The sequence below is a fragment of the Pseudomonas sp. PHC1 genome (genome assembly GCF_046487845.1).
GTDB lineage: Bacteria > Pseudomonadota > Gammaproteobacteria > Pseudomonadales > Pseudomonadaceae > Aquipseudomonas > Aquipseudomonas sputi.
Window position 1 is genome coordinate 299,490 of record NZ_JBJXHJ010000005.1, and the last position, 14,534, is coordinate 314,023.

13 protein-coding genes are annotated in these 14,534 nt (G+C 61.3%); 3 read left to right on the top strand and 10 right to left on the bottom strand.

All coding sequences use genetic code 11. From position 1 onward, the window contains the following. Positions 1–242: 242 nt before the first annotated feature. From panC to dksA, 9 genes are all read right to left on the bottom strand, one after another. The gene (gene panC / locus ACKJSM_RS10270) at positions 243–1,103 is read right to left on the bottom strand and encodes a pantoate--beta-alanine ligase (RefSeq protein ID WP_273897803.1); all 861 of its coding nucleotides are present in this window, start codon (positions 1,101–1,103) and stop codon (positions 243–245) included. Further along, entirely contained in the window at positions 1,100–1,900 is an 801-nt protein-coding gene (panB, locus tag ACKJSM_RS10275; RefSeq protein ID WP_410237356.1) for a 3-methyl-2-oxobutanoate hydroxymethyltransferase, read from the bottom strand. Before panB ends, panC begins: the two co-directional genes overlap by 4 nt. Positions 1,901–2,220: 320 nt before the next feature. After that, a complete protein-coding gene (gene folK, locus ACKJSM_RS10280) occupies positions 2,221–2,706 on the bottom strand; it encodes a 2-amino-4-hydroxy-6-hydroxymethyldihydropteridine diphosphokinase (RefSeq protein ID WP_410237357.1) in 486 nt (161 codons plus the stop codon). 3 nt (positions 2,707–2,709) lie between these two features. Next, positions 2,710–4,110: a polynucleotide adenylyltransferase PcnB gene (locus tag ACKJSM_RS10285; RefSeq protein WP_236182063.1), complete on the bottom strand. Its 1,401-nt coding sequence runs from the start codon at positions 4,108–4,110 to the stop codon at positions 2,710–2,712. A gap of 734 nt (positions 4,111–4,844) precedes the next feature. Continuing rightward, on the bottom strand, positions 4,845–6,281 hold the full coding sequence (locus ACKJSM_RS10290) for a sigma-54-dependent transcriptional regulator (RefSeq protein ID WP_236182064.1): 1,437 nt from the start codon (positions 6,279–6,281) through the stop codon (positions 4,845–4,847). Between the two features lie 22 nt (positions 6,282–6,303). After that, complete coding sequence (locus ACKJSM_RS10295) at positions 6,304–9,258, bottom strand: sensor histidine kinase (RefSeq protein ID WP_236182065.1); 2,955 nt, start codon at positions 9,256–9,258, stop codon at positions 6,304–6,306. Then, positions 9,242–9,418, bottom strand: coding sequence for a hypothetical protein (locus ACKJSM_RS10300; RefSeq protein WP_003176118.1), 177 nt, complete (start codon positions 9,416–9,418; stop codon positions 9,242–9,244). The genes ACKJSM_RS10295 and ACKJSM_RS10300 overlap by 17 nt, the downstream gene beginning before the upstream one ends. Positions 9,419–9,495: 77 nt before the next feature. Then, positions 9,496–10,392: a tRNA glutamyl-Q(34) synthetase GluQRS gene (gene gluQRS / locus ACKJSM_RS10305; RefSeq protein WP_410237358.1), complete on the bottom strand. Its 897-nt coding sequence runs from the start codon at positions 10,390–10,392 to the stop codon at positions 9,496–9,498. An 83-nt stretch (positions 10,393–10,475) separates the two neighbouring features. After that, positions 10,476–10,919 carry an RNA polymerase-binding protein DksA gene (gene dksA / locus ACKJSM_RS10310; protein WP_039771633.1) on the bottom strand — a complete coding sequence of 148 codons (444 nt, stop codon included), beginning with the start codon at positions 10,917–10,919 and terminating at the stop codon, positions 10,476–10,478. A gap of 334 nt (positions 10,920–11,253) precedes the next feature. Here dksA and ACKJSM_RS10315 point away from each other — a divergent pair, with 334 nt between their 5' ends. Further along, a complete protein-coding gene (locus ACKJSM_RS10315; RefSeq protein ID WP_236182067.1) occupies positions 11,254–12,426 on the top strand; it encodes a pyridoxal phosphate-dependent aminotransferase in 1,173 nt (390 codons plus the stop codon). Then, positions 12,426–13,139 (top strand): DNA/RNA nuclease SfsA, encoded by a 714-nt coding sequence (sfsA, locus tag ACKJSM_RS10320; protein WP_410237359.1) that lies wholly within the window; start codon positions 12,426–12,428, stop codon positions 13,137–13,139. The genes ACKJSM_RS10315 and sfsA overlap by 1 nt, the downstream gene beginning before the upstream one ends. Here the strand turns inward: sfsA and ACKJSM_RS10325 are convergent. Next, complete coding sequence (locus ACKJSM_RS10325) at positions 13,136–13,453, bottom strand: Rieske (2Fe-2S) protein (protein WP_410237360.1); 318 nt, start codon at positions 13,451–13,453, stop codon at positions 13,136–13,138. The genes sfsA and ACKJSM_RS10325 overlap by 4 nt on opposite strands. Positions 13,454–13,615: 162 nt before the next feature. Here ACKJSM_RS10325 and ACKJSM_RS10330 point away from each other — a divergent pair, with 162 nt between their 5' ends. Beyond that, positions 13,616–14,488, top strand: coding sequence for a hemin ABC transporter substrate-binding protein (locus ACKJSM_RS10330; protein WP_410237361.1), 873 nt, complete (start codon positions 13,616–13,618; stop codon positions 14,486–14,488). The last annotated feature ends 46 nt before the right edge of the window (positions 14,489–14,534 follow it).

Below are 14,534 nucleotides of genomic sequence, written 5' to 3' on the forward strand. Positions count from 1 at the left end.
AGGGCGAATACAGTAAACCCAGCGCCGCGATCTGTCTTGGCTTTGTCTGACCTGTTTTCGGTACTTTTTTAACATTGATAACAGACGGGGCCGACAAACGGCGGGTATTGCGAGCAGTCCCTGCTATTGGTGTCGAGTCGAACGGCGGGCAGTTTGCCCGATGGGCAGGTGCTCAGCAATACAGTCTGGAAGTGCGTGCAGACGCGGTGGGAGCGGGTTTGCTCCCACCGCGTTTGCCGGGGTCAGGCGGGGGTATCGAGATTCAGGTGCAGGTTGTCGATCAACCGGGTGGTGCCGAGGAATGCGGCGACCAGAATCACCAGATCACGATCTTCCGCCGTTGCCGGACGCAGGGTCAGCGCGTGGCGGATTTCCAGGTAGTCCGGACGCAGGCCGGCAGCTTCCAGTTGCTGGCGTTGCGCCTGGATCAGGGCAGGGAAGTCGCGCTCGCCCTGCTTGATCGACTCGGCAATGCTGCTCAGGGTGCGGTAGACCACCGGCGCCACGGCGCGCTGTTCTTCACTGAGGAAACCGTTGCGCGAGGACAGCGCCAGGCCATCGGCGGCGCGTACGGTCGGTTCGCCGATGATCTGGATCGGCATGTTCAGGTCGTGCACCAGCGCGCGGATCACCGCCAGTTGCTGGAAGTCTTTCTGGCCGAAGATCGCCAGGTCCGGCTGCACCATATTGAACAGCTTGCTGACCACCGTCGCCACGCCTTCGAAGTGCCCCGGACGACTGGCGCCGCACAGGCCTTCGGAGAGTTGCGGCACGCTGACCCGGGTCTGTCCGGCCATGCCGTCGGGATACATTTCTTCGACGGTCGGGGCGAACAGCAGATCGCATCCGGCTTCCAGCAGTTTTTCCTGATCCGCCGCCAGGGTGCGCGGGTATTTGTCGAGGTCTTCGCCGACGCCGAACTGCAACGGGTTGACGAAAATGCTCGCGACCACGAAGTCCACACGCTGGGTGGCCTTGGTGATCAGGGCGATGTGGCCGCTGTGCAGGTTGCCCATGGTCGGCACGAAGCCGATGCGCTTGCCTTCACTGCGGGCGCGCGCCACGGCGGCGCGCAGTTCACGTACGGTTTTGACGGTGTTCATGCAGAGAATCCGTGTTCGATCCCGGGAAAGGTGGCGGCTTTGACTTCGTTGACGTATGCCTTCAGCGCGGACTGGATGCTGTCCTGACCCTGCATGAAGTTCTTCACGAACTTCGGTACGCGGCCGCTGATCGACAGGCCGAGCATGTCGTGCAGTACCAGCACCTGACCGTCGGTGTCGCTGCCGGCACCAATGCCGATCACCGGAATTTTTACCGCCTGGCTGATTTCAGCCGCCAGTTCGCTCGGCACGCATTCCAGTAGCAGCATGGCCGCGCCGGCCTGCTCCAGGGAGATCGCGTCGGCGCGCATCTGGCGTGCCTGGTTCTCGTTGCGACCTTGCACTTTATAACCGCCGAGAATGTTCACGGCTTGCGGAGTCAGGCCCATGTGGGCGCAAACCGGTACGCCGCGTTCGGCCAGCAGACGGATCGAGTCCGCCAGCCACAAGGCGCCTTCGACCTTGACCATGTGCGCACCGGCCTGCATCAGCTGAGCGCTGTTGGTCATGGTTTGTTCGAGGGTGGCGTTGGCCATGAACGGCAGGTCGGCCAGGATCAAGGCATCAGCGTTGCCGCGTTTGACGCTGGCAACGTGGTAGGCCATTTCTGCGGTGGTCACCGGCAGGGTGCTGTCGTGCCCCTGCAGGACCATGCCGAGGGAGTCGCCCACCAGCAGCACTTCGACACCGGCCTCGTTGCAGGCGTGGGCGAAGGTCGCGTCATAGCAGGTCAGCATGGTGATCTTTTCACCTTTCTGCTTGAGGCTCTGGAGCGTGGTCAGGGTGATGGCTGGCATGTAAGAAATCCTCGTTCAGGCGCTCTGGAAACTACTGCGAGTAACGCGCGTGATTCGTCATCTATTCAGGCGCACGCTCTTTTGTCGTGCTTATAAGGCCTGGATTGCGCCCTTGTATGCCGGGTTGGCGGCAGCGGGACGCCTATAGTCGTGATGAGGCCTCAGGAAGTCAATTGCATGTGTTACCGCATTGTTACGAGGGGAGTGTTACCGGCGTTACTGATGCGATTCAGCGGGCCGGCGGGCCTGATCTGCGGGATTTTTGTCCTACAGGAACGCAAAATGCGGGAGCCGGTTGGCTCCCGCATCAGCGGTGTGTGTCAGGCGTGAGAGAGGCGTTCGAGGCCGACGAACGGGCAGGCTGCGAGAAGATCGGCAAGTGTGCGTCCATCGGCCAGACGCAGATCTTCGGGCGCCAGTTCGGCCAAAGGATAGAGAACGAACGCGCGTTCCTGCATGTGGTAATGCGGGACCTTCAGGCGCGGCTCGTCGATCAGGCGATCACCGAACAGCAGAATGTCCAGATCCAGCGTGCGCGGGCCCCAGCGTTCCAGGCGTTCGCGGCCCTGATCATTTTCGATCGCCTGCAGGGCATCGAGCAGATCCAGTGGGGCCAGCGAGCTGTCGAGTGCGGCAACCGCGTTGGTGTAACGCGGTTGGCCCGGCAGCAGTGAGTCGCTCTGATAAAACGCGGAGACCCCGACCCGTTCGGTGTTGGGCAATTGCCCCAGCGCGTCGATCGCGCTGCGCAGTTGTTCGGCCGGGTCAGCCAGGTTGCTGCCCATGCCGATGTAGATGCGTTCCATGCCTTATTCGCCCGTGGCGCTCGGTGCGCCGGCGCGTTTGCGCTTGGAGCCGCTGCTGCGGCGACGCTTGCGCGGTGCGCCACTGGCGTCATCACCTTTGCCGCTGAGCTCGCGGATCATGTCGCGACGTTCGCTGTCGTTGGCGTCCTGATAATCGGTCCACCAGTCGCCCAGACCATCGGTCTGCTCGCCAGCGCTTTCACGCAGCAGCAGGAAGTCGTAGCCGGCGCGGAAGCGCGGATTGTCCAGCAGCAGGTCGGCACGTTTGCCGCTGCGGCGTGGCAGGCGTTCCTGCATATCCCAGATTTCGCGGATCGGCATGGTGAAGCGTTTTGGAATTGCAATGCGCTGGCACTGTTCGGCGATCAGTTCGTGAGCACCTTCCTGCATAGCCGGAATCGGCGGCATGCCGCGCTCTTGCAGGCGCAACACGCGGGCCGGCAGGGCAGGCCACAGCAGCGCGGCGAACAGGAACGCCGGGGTCACCGGTTTGTTCTGCTTGATCCGCAGGTCGGTGTTGGTCAGTGCTTCGCTGATCAGCGTGTGGGTGTATTCCGGGTTGTGTTCCAGCGCATCGGCACTGGCCGGGAACAGCGGCGCGAACAGTTGCAGGTCGACCAGCATCTCGAAGGTGATGGCGCCGTGACCGGACAGGAACAGCTTGAGCACTTCCTCGAACAGACGGGCTGACGGGATCTCGCGCAGCATCGGCGCCAGTTCGCGGATCGGCTGGACGGTGTGCTTCTCGATACCGAAATTGAGCTTGGCGGCAAAACGCACGGCCCGCAGCATCCGCACCGGGTCTTCCTGGTAGCGTTGCTTCGGGTCGCCGATCAGACGGATCAGGTGATTGCGGATGTCGTGTACGCCGTTGGCGTAGTCGAGGATGCGCTCGCTGACCGGATCGTAATACAGGGCGTTGATGGTGAAGTCGCGGCGCTGCGCGTCTTCTTCCAGGGTGCCGTAGACGTTGTCACGCAAAATGCGCCCGCTCTCGTTGCGCGAAGACTGGTTGCTGTCTTCGTCGTCTTCGTTTTGCGGGTGATTGGCGCGGAAGGTCGCGACCTCGATGATTTCGCGACCGAAATGGATGTGGACCAGCTTGAAGCGGCGGCCGATGATCCGCGCATTGCGGAATTCGGCGCGAACCTGCTCGGGGGTGGCGCTGGTGGCGACGTCGAAGTCTTTGGGCGTGATGCCCAGCAGCATGTCTCGCACGCAACCACCAACCAGGTAGGCCTGGTAGCCGGCGCCCTGCAGGCGTTCGACGATGTTGACCGCGTAACGGCTGAATTGCGCCTTCTGCAGCGAGTGTTGGCCGCTGTTGAGGACTTCAGGCGTGCTACGGATGTGTTGCGTACGACGCAGGGGAGTTCGGAATGACTGGAACAGCTTCTTCAGCATGGGATGCACTGTTTGAAGGAATGTTCGGCCATACCAGAGAATGACCGCATGATGGGCCGGGATTCTAGCATTTAGTCGAGGGATGGTGTAGGACGCTGCCGTTTTGCGCTGCAAGCCGCAGGCTAGAGGGGGTGGAAACGCATCAGAAGGGAGGATTTTCCGGGAGGGAGAAACTACAAGGGGAGCCGAAGCTCCCCAAGAAGTAGTTGCGTGCTCTTTTTATTATTGATTCGGGCTTCTTGTTTTTGTTGAGTGCCCTCGCCATGAAGCTTTTCCTTCATGACCCTCCCAATCGGGAGCCAAGAGCAAACGGATTGCTTTGGTCGCTGTGTTGCAGTGATCTTGTGATCCAACCAGTACAGGCTCTGTCTTAAGACAGTTTTTATTGTTCTCGGCCTGGTCGTGGGGCTAGCCCCAAATACAACGCCTCTCCAAAAGAATCAGTTAGCTGCGCCTCTCGCCGTCTTGTTTTTATTGTGCGTGAGTCGATTCGTCTTATTTTTATTGTCTTTTGCATTGCTTGTTATTGTTCTTGTACCAAATACATAGCAGGTGCCGTGCCAACTTTTGCGAACCCCAATAAAACAAGGGGTTAGGTCGATATGGCCGTTTTTTCATGGCGAAAAAAAGCCGGGGTTTCGTTACCGATAACCCCGGCTTCTGTTACGTGAAAAGACTGAGGTAACAGTTTTTTCAGCGCTTCAACGCTAACCCGCACACTCGACAGGTAACGTTCAGCTCTCGCTGGCGACCCCGGACTTGCGCCGCGGAATCCCCAGCCGCTGACGGCGTTCCCACAGGCATTTGCGGCTGACGCCCAGTTTGCGCGCCAGTTCGGTCTCGGTCATGTGGTCCTGATGCTCAAGCACGAAGTGCTGGAAGTAGTCTTCCAGTGACAGGTCTTCGGTCGGCTCGTGGCTGCTGTTGCTGGCGTTACCGGCCGGTTGCGCCGGCAGGCCGATGAATTCGTCGTCCTCCAGATCGCCCAGTTCGATGTCGATGCCCAGCAGGTCGGCAGAAATTTCCGGGCTTTCGCTCAGAATCACCGCGCGTTCGACGGCGTTTTCCAGTTCTCGCACGTTGCCCGGCCAGGAATAGTGCCGGATCGCCTGTTCGGCATCGGCGGCAAATTTCAGGTCGGTACGATTGATGCGGGCGCTTTGGCGCGCGAGGAACGCATTGGCGATTTCGTTGACGTCGGCACCGCGCTCGCGCAGGGCTGGCAGTTTCAACGCGATCACGTGGAGGCGGTAATACAAGTCTTCACGGAACTGGCCGATTTTTGCCAGGCTCTTGAGGTCGCGGTGGGTCGCGGCGATCAAGCGGACATCAACCTTCTGCGACTGAACCGAGCCAACCCGGCGAATTTCGCCTTCCTGCAGTACGCGCAGCAGGCGAGCCTGGGCTTCCAGGGGCAATTCGCCGATTTCGTCGAGAAACAGCGTGCCGCCGTCCGCCGCTTCCACCAGACCGGCGCGACCGGCACTGGCGCCGGTGAACGCCCCTTTCTCGTGGCCGAACAGTTCGGACTCGATCAGGCTTTCCGGGATGGCGGCGCAGTTTACCGAGATCATCGGTGCCTTGGCGCGTTTCGACAGGTTGTGCAGGGCGCGGGCCACCAGTTCTTTACCGGTACCGGACTCACCCTGGATCAAGACATTGGAATCGGTCGGCGCGACTTTACGGATCTTGCCGTAAAGGTCCTGCATCGGTGGGCACGAGCCGATGATGCCAATTTCGCCATTGCTGTTGTCGATGGCGGATTTGCCATTGCCATTGGCCGATTTGGCAGAAGCTGCTTCGCCGGCGGCAGGCGCCGACTGGCGATCGCGCAGGATCCGCGCGACAGCCTGAAGCATTTCATCGTGGTCGAAAGGCTTGGCGATGTAATCCACCGCGCCCATCTTCATCGAGTCGACCGCCGAGCGCAGGCTGGCGTAGCTGGTCATGATCAGCACCGGCGTGCCCTGGCCGAGCTTGATCAGCTCGGTGCCCGGAGCGCCCGGCAGACGCAGGTCGCTGACGATCAGATCGAATGTGGGAATACTGAAGCGTTCTTGTGCTTCCTGCACTGAACCGGCTTCGCTGACCTGGTACTGGTTGCGCTCCAGCAGGCGGCGCAAGGCGGAGCGGATAATGGTTTCGTCTTCGACGATCAAAATGTGCGGCATTGATTCGATACTCTCGACGGTCTCAGTTCACAGCGGACGTCGCTTCGACATGGCGCGGCAATGTGACCCGGATACGGGTGCCGCGCTGGCTTTGAATATCAGCCGGGCTGTCGATGGTGATTTGTCCATAATGCTCTTCAACGATGGAATAGACCAGTGCAAGGCCCAGACCGGTGCCTTCGCCAGGATCCTTGGTGGTGAAGAAAGGTTCGAACAATCGGTCCATGATGCTCGACGGAATACCGCTGCCTTCGTCTTCGACGATCAGATCGACCGTGTGTTCGCCGGCTTCACTCTTGACCCGTACCGCACTGCCGGCAGGCGAGGCGTCACGGGCGTTCGAGAGCAGATTGATCAAGACCTGGGCAAGTCGCTGCGGATCGCCTTCAACCCAGTGATCGGGATCGCAGAGGTTGTAGAAGTGCACTTCGAAATTGCGCCGGTTCAAGGCCAGCAGACCGATGGCGTCCTGGGCGACTTCCGCCAGACAGACGGGCTCGTCGCTGTGCTGATGGCTGCCGGCATGGGCGAAGCTCATCAGCGACTGGACGATGCGTGACACGCGTTTGGTCTGTTCGAGGATCTGGCCGCTGATTTCCGTCAGCTCATCGTCCTCTTCGCGTTCTTCGCGCAGGTTTTGTGCGAGGCAAGCGATGCCGGTGATCGGGTTGCCGATTTCGTGGGCCACGCCGGCGGCGAGCCGTCCAATGCTGGCCAGGCGCTCGGAATGCACCAGTTTGTCTTCGAGCATCTGGGTTTCGGTCAGGTCTTCCACCAGCAATACCAGACCGCTGTTGCCCGGTGCCAGCGGTTCGTCGATGGCCGCTTTGTGCAGGTTCAGCCAGCGGGTCTGGCCGTCGAGGGCCAGGTGCTGTTTGTGCAAGTGCTCGTCGGGCAGGTGGGTGAAGCCTTGCAGCAGATCTTTCCATGGATTGGCGATGGTACTCAGGCGCGAGCCGACCACTCGTTGCGCGGCAATCCCGGTCAACTCTTCCATGGCCTTGTTCCACATCAGGATTTCCTGATCCTTGGCCAGCGAGCAGACGCCCATCGGCAGTTCTTGCAGAGTCTGGCGGTGGTAGCGGCGCAAGGCGTCGAGCTCGGCCGCCAGGCCGGTCAGGCGCGAGTGATAATCCTCGAGGCGGCTTTCGATGAAGTGAATGTCTTCGGTGACATAGTTCTCGCCTCCGGCCTTGTACGGCAGGAAGGTTTCCACCATGTCCTGGGCGACGCTCGGGCCCATCAGGCCGGAGAGGTTGGCTTCGATCCGGTCACGCAACCGGCGCAAGGCATAGGGGCGGCGTTCGTCGAACGGCAGATAAAGGTCGCGCAGGGCCTGTTCGACTTCTTTCTGCGCCGCTTTGGCGCCCAGTGGCTTGGCCAGTTGCGTGGCGAACTCCTGCGGGGAGGCGGCGTGCAGTTCCCGGCGTTGTGGGCGTCGCACGTTGTCCACCGCACAGGCCTCGGCGGCGCTGGCCTCTTCCGGGCTGGCGTTGGTGAACAGCGAAATCAGGGTGAACATCAGCACGTTGGCCGCCAGCGAGGCGATGGCCGCCATGTGCCAGCTGGTGTCGTCCAGTACGTAGATCATGTTCAGCAGCGGAATATAGAAACCCTGCAGATTGCCGACCAGCGGCAACAGCATGGTCACGATCCACACCACAATCCCCGCCAGCAGGCCGGCAATGAACCCCCGGCGATTGGCGGTCGGCCAGTACAGCACCGACAGCACACCCGGCAGGAATTGCAGGGTCGCAACGAAGGCAACGATGCCGAGGTTGGCCAGATCCTGCTCGGCGCCGAGCATCAGGTAGAAGCAGAAACCGGCCATGATGATCGCGACGATCAGCGCCCGTCGGGTCCATTTCAGCCAGCGATAGATATTGCCTTCGGCCGGCGGCTGATAGAGCGGCAGCACCAGGTGGTTCAGGGCCATGCCCGACAGCGCCAGCGTGGTGACGATGATCAGGCCGCTGGCCGCCGACAGCCCACCGACATACGCCAGCAGCGCCAGTGACTTGCTGTTGGCGGCGATGCCGATGCCGAGGGTGAAGTATTCCGGATTGGTGGTGGCCCCGAGTTTCAGGCCGGCCCATAGAATCAGCGGCACCGCCAGGCTCATCAGCAACAGAAACAGCGGCAGCCCCCAGCTCGCGCTGACCAGCGAGCGCGGGTTGAGGTTTTCGGTAAACGTCATGTGATACATGTGCGGCATCACGATCGCCGAGGCGAAAAACACCAGCAGCAGCGTGCGCCACGGGCCTTCCTGCAACGGCGTGTGCAGGGCGGCGAGGGCGGTCTGGTTCTGCAGCAGCCACAGTTCGAGCTGTTGCGGACCGTCGAATACGCCGTACAGCGCGTAGAGGCCAACACCGCCGAGGGCCACCAGTTTGATCACCGATTCGAAGGCAATCGCGAACACCAGCCCTTCGTGCTTTTCACGGGTCGCGATATGGCGCGAGCCGAAGAAGATCGTGAACAGAATGATCAGCGCACAGAATGCCAGGGCCACGCGATTCTGCACCGGTTCACCGGTGAGGATGCCGATGGAGTCGGCCACCGCCTGGATCTGCAACGCCAGCAACGGCAATACGCCGATCAGCATGAAAATCGTGGTCAGCGCACCGGCCCAAGTGCTGCGAAAGCGGAAGGCAAACAGGTCCGCCAGCGACGACAGTTGATAAGTGCGGGTGATCTTGAGGATCGGATACAGCAGCACCGGCGCCAGCAGAAAGGCGCCGGAGACCCCGAGATAACTGGACAGAAAGCCGTAGCCGTACTGATAGGCCAGACCCACCGTGCCATAGAACGCCCACGCACTGGCGTAGACCCCCAGCGACAGGGTGTAGGTCAACGGGTGGCGAATGATCGCCCGCGGGATCATGCCCCGTTCACTGATCCAGGCCACGCCGAACAGCGCGGCCAGGTAGGCGGCGCTGATCAGCAGCATCTGGGTCAGGCTAAAGCTCATCGGCATCTTTTTGGCTCTGCAGGATGAAGGTCACGACAATCAGGATCAGCCAGAGCAGATAAGGGCGATACCAGGCGCCCGTAGCGTCGATCCACCAATCCATGATGGCAGGAGAAAACAGGTAGATCCCCACGACCAGAAGCAGGACCAAGCGATAGATGTACATCCCGGCCTCTCTTTTTTATGCGCGTGCCCGAAAACGTGCGGCGATGGTAACGGATGGGCGCGCCACTGCAAGTGTCGTCACAGCAGTTGCGCTTCGGGCAGTGTCAGTGTGCGCGGGATTTTCAAGGCATCCCAGTGGGCACTGCCCCAGTTCAACAGTTCTTGCGGCGAGGCGTGGGCCAGTTCCGGCCCCGGGTTTTGCCCCAGAGCACGCAAGGCTCGGAGCAGCAGTGGCGTGGCCTGATCGGCTTCCAGCGGTGGCGAGCGATAGGATTTGCCGAGCTTGTTGCCGTCCGGCTGGGTGATCAAGGGCAGGTGCAGGTAACGTGGCTGGCGCAGGCCCAGCAGTTCTTGCAGATAAAGCTGGCGCGGCGTCGAGTCGAGCAGATCGGCGCCGCGCACGATGTCGGTGATGCCCTGCCAGGCGTCGTCCAGCACTACCGCCAGTTGATAGGCGTAGAGGCCGTCGCGGCGACGGATCACGAAATCACCCACGTCGCGGCCCAGATGCTGACGGTATTCGCCCTGCACCCGGTCGATGAAGTGATATTCCAGCTCTGGCACGCGCAGGCGGATCGCGGCGTTTTCCTGGTCGTGGCCGGCGTTGCGGCACAGTCCAGGGTAAATGCCGTTGTAAGGCTCCAGCTGTTTGCGCGAACAGGTGCAGGCGTACGCCAGGCCGTGATTGAACAGGCTGTCGAGCACCTGGGCGTAGGTTTCGTGCCGTTCGCTCTGGCGGACCATTTCGCCGTCCCATTCGAAGCCATAGCTTTCCAGCGCCTTGAGAATCGCCGCTTGCGCGCCGGGCTCTTCACGGGGCGGGTCGAGATCTTCCATGCGCACCAGCCAGCGACCGCCCACTGAGCGCGCGTCCAGATAAGAGGCCAGGGCGGCGACCAGCGATCCGAAGTGCAGGTGCCCGCTGGGGGTCGGGGCAAAGCGGCCAATGTAGGCGGGGGAGATGTTGGCAGTCATGAGGGCGATGTTACTTGAGAGTCAAAAAACAGCAGAAACAAAAACGGAGCGTTCGCACGCTCCGTTTTTCGTTCAGGCCGGGATTATTTGCCGACCTGCTTTTCCTTGATTTCCGCCAGGTTCTTGCAGTCGACGCACATGTCGGCAGTCGGACGGGCCTCGAGGCGCTTGACGCCGATCTCGATGCCGCAAGAGTCGCACCAGCCGTACTCTTCGTCTTCGATCAGTTGCAGGGTCTTGTCGATCTTCTTGATCAGTTTGCGCTCGCGGTCGCGGGCGCGCAGCTCGAGGGCGAACTCTTCTTCCTGGCTGGCACGGTCGGCCGGATCAGGAAAGTTGGCCGCTTCGTCTTTCATGTGATCAACAGTGCGGTCGACTTCCTGCATCAAGTCGAGTTTCCACTTGGTCAGGATCTTGGTGAAGTGCGCACGCATAGGCGCGCCCATGTACTCTTCGCCCTCTTTAGGGACGTAAGGTTCGAAACCGCTGAGTGTCTGACTTGCCTGTTGCTTTGCTTGGGTGGGCATGAAATGGACCGCCTCTACTCTTGTAATCCATTGCGCAGGATTGCTCCATCACCGACACCTGCCGGCCCTGCGGCTGCAAGCGGGCGAACTTACCAGATCAATTCGGCCCGCGCTACTCCCGGATGTCGAGCGCGCGGCCGATGGGGCTTGCAAATGTTTGCCAAGCCATGTCCGGCGTTGCTGCAAACCTGCTCAATCACTGATTTTAGTCAATCCTGGAGCTTACGCGCGGGTCGTTACAGTCCAGTGTTCTTGAGGCTGTGACCGCTGCGGGTTCTCGCTCGTTCCGGCAGATGGGTAGAATCGTCTCTTTTCCCTCGTTGAAGGAAGGCCAATGGCTCAGCCCTACAGTGCGCGCAGTCGTGCGATCGAACCGTTCCATGTCATGGCGTTGCTGGCGCGGGCCAATGAACTGCAGGCCGCCGGCCACGACGTGATCCACCTGGAAATCGGCGAACCGGACTTCACGACCGCCGAGCCGATCATCCGCGCCGGCCAGCAAGCCCTGACGGCCGGGAAAACCCGCTACACCGCAGCCCGCGGCATTCCCGAGCTGCGCGAGGCGATTTCCGGCTTCTATCAAACACGCTACGGCCTGAACATCGATCCACGGCGGATACTCATCACGCCCGGCGGTTCCGGTGCGTTGCTGCTGGCCAGTGCGTTGCTGGTGGATCCGGGCAAGCACTGGCTGCTGGCCGACCCTGGCTACCCTTGCAACCGGCACTTTCTGCGTTTGGTCGAAGGCGCGGCGCAGCTTGTACCGGTGGGCCCGGACGTGCGTTATCAACTGACGCCGGAGCTGGTGGCGCGCCACTGGGATCACGACAGCGTCGGTGCGCTGGTTGCTTCGCCGGCCAACCCGACCGGTACGATTCTGACCCGCGACGAGCTGGCGGGGCTATCCACAGCCATCAAGGCGCGTCACGGGCATCTGGTGGTGGACGAGATCTATCACGGCCTGACTTATGGCACCGATGCCGCCAGTGTGCTTGAAGTGGATGACAGCGCCTTTGTCCTTAACAGTTTCTCCAAGTATTTCGGCATGACCGGATGGCGCCTCGGCTGGCTGGTGGCGCCCGATGCGGCGGTCAGTGAGCTGGAAAAACTCGCGCAGAACCTCTATATCAGCGCGCCTAGCATGGCCCAGCATGCGGCGCTGGCCTGTTTCGAGCCTGATACCATCGCGATCCTCGAAGAGCGCCGCGCCGAATTTGGCCGTCGTCGTGACTTTCTGCTGCCTGCACTGCGGGAGCTGGGTTTCAACATCGCCGTGGAGCCGGAAGGCGCGTTCTATTTGTATGCCGATATCAGCCAGTTCGGCGGCGATGCCTTCGCGTTCTGCCGGCATTTCCTTGAAACCGAACATGTAGCTTTCACCCCGGGGCTGGATTTCGGTCGCTATCAGGCCGGTCATCATGTGCGCTTTGCCTACACGCAAAACCTCCCTCGCTTACAGGAAGCGGTGGAGCGCATCGCCCGCGGCTTGAAGAGCTGGCAAGGCTGATGCGTTTTCATCCACCGCTCGAAGAAGGCCGGTTGATCCGCCGTTACAAGCGTTTTCTCGCCGATATCGAAACCGTTGGCGGCGAGTTGCTGACCATTCATTGCCCGAACACCGGTTCGATGCTCAATTGCCAGGTCGAGGGCGGGCAGGTCTGGTTCAGCCGCTCCAATGATCCCAAGCGCAAGCTGCCTGGCACCTGGGAAGTCGGTGAAACCCCGCAGGGCCGGCTGTTTTGCGTGAACACCGGGCGCGCCAACGCTCTGGTCGAAGAAGCCTTGCAGGCTGGCGTCATCAGCGAGTTGAACGGTTTCACCGGGCTCAAACGCGAAGTGGCGTACGGGCAGGAAAAAAGCCGCATCGATTTTCGCCTTGACTACCCGACGGGCCCGGCCTACGTGGAAGTGAAAAGCGTCACCCTCGGTTTCGACGGCACGGCGATTGCGGCATTTCCCGACGCAGTGACAGAGCGCGGTGCCAAGCACTTGCGTGAGCTGGCGCATCTGGCCCGGGACGGGATTCGCGCAGTGCAGTTGTATTGCGTCAATCTCACCGATATCGAAGCGGTTCGTCCTGCCGAAGAAATCGACTCGGCCTACGCCGCTGCACTGCGTGAGGCGGTGGCATGCGGGGTCGAAGTCCTGGCGTACGGCGTGCGTTTGAGTCATGAAGAGATGGTGATCGACCGCCGCCTTGACGTGCTGCTCAACGGTTAAACATCGATCCACAGCCCTTGCGCGTCTTCCCGGCAAGGGATAGCCGTCAGCGATTGCCCGGCGCAGGGGCCGGCAACGCACTCTCCGTCCTCGATCAGAAACAGTGCGCCGTGGGTGGCGCACTGGATCAGGCTGTTGCTGGGGTCGAGAAACTGGTCGGGGTGCCATTCCAGGCCGACGCCCCGATGCGGACAGCGATTGAGATAGACATACGCGTGCCCGGCGCGGCGCACGGCCAACAGTTTTTTCCCGTCGATATCGAAACCGCGGCTGTCGCCCTCAGCCAGATCGGCACCCGCGCAAAGAAACTTCATGGCTATCCTCAAGTGTCGGCTCGTGTCCGGATATGTCCGAGCTTGACGTTCAAATGCAAACAATTATCAAATGGCCGCCTTCGCCCGCGGCGAGGTGATCGCTGCCGAGGATACTTGGCCTGCCGTCCCGATGCGCGGGAAAACCCTTCAAGGAAGCTGTCTATGCGCCTGAGTACCCGCGTTGCCGTGCTGTGTGTCGGACTTTTGGTCAGCCACCAGGCTGCAGCGGCCGAGTTGCCGCAACGTTGGGTCAGCGCTGGCGGCGCATTGTCGGAGTGGGTGAGTGCGCTGGGTGGCGAGGCCAAACTGGTGGGCGTCGACACCACCAGCCAGCATCCGCAATCCCTCAAGTCGCTGCCGAGCATCGGTTACCAGCGCAGCCTGTCGGCCGAAGGCATCCTCAGCCTGCGCCCGGACATCCTGATCGGCACCGAAGAAATGGGCCCGCCGCCAGTGATCTCGCAGGTTCGCAGCGCCAAGGTGCAGGTGGCGTTGTTCTCGGCTCAGCCGGATCTGCCGACGCTGGAAAAAAACGTTACCCATCTGGGGCAGTTGCTCGGCGCCGAAAGCCAGGCCGCGCAATTGCTGCAAAGTTATCAACAGCAGCTCGATGCGCAAAAAGCGCGTGTGGCCCAAGCGCAGACTAAACAGAAAGCGCCGGGCGTGCTGTTGCTGCTCGGGCATGCCGGCGGCAAACCGCTGATCGCCGGCAAAGACACCGCCGCCGATTGGCTGCTGCAACAGGCGGGCGGGCATAACCTCGCGACCCATACCGGTTACAAACCGTTTTCCGTGGAATCCCTGGCCAGTCTTGATCCTGAAGTGCTGGTGTTCGCTGACCGTGCGCTGACCGGCGAGGCGGCGAAAGCGGCGTTGTTCAAGGAGAACCCGATCCTCGATTCCAGCCGTGCGGCCAGGACCGGACGTGTGCTGGAGCTGGATCCGACGCTGCTGGTGGGCGGACTCGGGCCGCGTTTGCCGGCTGCGCTGAAGACCCTGTCTGACGGTTTCTATCCGGCCCAGAGCGGCCAATGACCACGTTGGTCAAACCCCGTGGCTTGTTCATCGGCCTGATCCTGCT